Below are 1826 nucleotides of genomic sequence, written 5' to 3'. Positions count from 1 at the left end.
AACCTAGAACCTAGAACCTAGAACCTAGAACCTAGAACCTAGAACCTAGAACCTAGAACCTAGAACCTAGAACCTAGGCTTTAACCTGCTTATCTAACACTTGTTTGCGGTATTGCAGTAAGCTAAATACACCGAATAGGAATACCTGCAGATAATCGCTTTTTCTTAGTGTTAAAAGTTGGCTAAATAAACTGTGGAAAATGAAGGTTTGAAAGCAGTGCATCAATATTGTCATTACAAACAGAATATTAAGAGCCACTGCAATGCCACCTTCAAAGGGGAAAGCTATGTTATATAGCATCATCAACCAAGCAAATGCGGTGACGATTTTCCCTAGAATTAACATAACTTTCATTTAGTTCGTTTCCTGTGCATCGTTATTTGAATTATCAATTTCTTCTTCAAGTGCTATTGCAGAGTATTGATACAAACGATAGATCACTTGGCCTGCTTTTTTCTCTTTTAGCAAACTCCAGCTCGCGGGTACGGTTAACATCGCGATTTCACTCTCTGTTTCTACGTAGATCTGTGCATTGTCATTAAGCCATTCGTGCTGCTCGATAAGCGTAATACTCTTCTCGGCGAGTGACTTTCTAAAAGGTGGGTCGATAAAAACCAGATCGAAGCCTTCGCTAGGTTTATTCGCCAGCAAGGCTAAGCTATCACCTTTAATCACATCTGCGTTATCGCACTTGAGCGTGGCTAAGTTGGCCACGAGCTGTTTCGCAGCCTGGGCTTGTAGCTCAAAAATCTTCGCGTAACTTGCGTATCGCGACAGTGATTCAAGGCTCAGTGCGCCACTCCCTGCAAAGCAGTCGAGTACGCGTGCACCGCGAATATCGTTAGCAATCCAGTTAAATAGGGTTTCTCTAACGCGATCTGTGGTTGGGCGTAGCCCTTCAAGGTCATGAATGGGCAACTTTCGAGAGCGCCACTGGCCTGAAATAATCCTAACTTGACCGCTAGAAGGTCTTTTTTTGACCATGGTGTCCTCGTGATTTTGCCTAATGAAAGAAAGTGGTAGACTATGCCGTCTGAATTCAGGTCGTTATTTTATATCAAAGCACAGCTAAAAGGTAAAAAGCCGTTGTTAGAATCCGTATGAATGGCGGTTTTGCTGCTTTTATCTGCGTAATCTAAGCTGATTTTTGATATAACGTCCTCCACCCTAATGCATTTATGTACAGCTATTTGAGCACCGGTATAACACATGGCAAAGAAAGGTTTTTTTTCCTGGTTCCGCAAGGATAAGTCTAAAGAAGAAGCGCAGGCTGTAGAAGCGGCGAAATTAGAAGCTGAAAAGCTTGAATTAGAAGAAGCTGAAAAACTTGAGTTAGCAAGAGTTGAAGCTGAGCATCTTGCTGCCGAACAAGCTGAAGCGCAAAGAGTTGCAGAAGAGGCTCGCCTAGCTGCAGAGCAGGCAGAAGCTGAACGTATTGCAGCAGAGCAAGTGGCTCAAGCTGAGTCAGCACGTATTGCTGCTGAGCAGGCTGAAGCGCAAAGAGTTGCAGCAGAGCAAATAGCCCAAGCTGAGGCTGTACGTATTGCGACTGAAAATGCCGCCGTGGCAGAAGCTGAAGCGCAAAGAGTTGCTGCAGAGCAAGTGGCTCAAGCTGAGGCTGTACGTATTGCGACTGAAAATGCCGCCGTGGCACAAGCTGAAGCGCAAAGAGTTGCTGCAGAGCAAGTGGCTCAAGCTGAGTCAGCACGTATTGCGGCTGAAAATGCCGCCGTGGCAGAAGCTGAAGCTCAAAGAGTTGCTGCAGAGCAAGTGGCTCAAGCTGAGACTGCACGTATTGCGGCTGAAAATGCCGCCGTGGCAGAAG

2 protein-coding genes and 1 pseudogene are annotated in these 1826 nt (G+C 45.6%); 1 reads left to right on the top strand and 2 read right to left on the bottom strand.

The features are described 5' to 3' along the window. Positions 1-73 precede the first annotated feature (73 nt). Positions 74-355: a DUF1145 domain-containing protein gene (locus ACVBIU_RS20440; RefSeq protein WP_447158959.1), complete on the bottom strand. Its 282-nt coding sequence runs from the start codon at positions 353-355 to the stop codon at positions 74-76. Then, a complete protein-coding gene (rsmD, locus tag ACVBIU_RS20435) occupies positions 356-985 on the bottom strand; it encodes a 16S rRNA (guanine(966)-N(2))-methyltransferase RsmD (protein ID WP_447164642.1) in 630 nt (209 codons plus the stop codon). A 225-nt stretch (positions 986-1210) separates the two neighbouring features. On the opposite strand from rsmD, the pseudogene ACVBIU_RS20430 reads away from it, so the two are divergent. Continuing rightward, positions 1211-1826: pseudogene (locus tag ACVBIU_RS20430) on the top strand (signal recognition particle-docking protein FtsY); the annotation flags it as partial.

Source organism: Shewanella sp. 30m-14, from assembly GCF_052977125.1.
Note: the sequence above shows the minus strand (reverse complement) of the source record. Positions and strands in the feature narration are given on the sequence as shown.

Coding starts and splice junctions, on each gene's coding strand:
- ACVBIU_RS20440 (WP_447158959.1), bottom strand. CDS start 355: ATGAAAGTTATGTTAATTCTAGGGAAAATCGTCACCGCATTTGCTTGG.
- rsmD (WP_447164642.1), bottom strand. CDS start 985: ATGGTCAAAAAAAGACCTTCTAGCGGTCAAGTTAGGATTATTTCAGGC.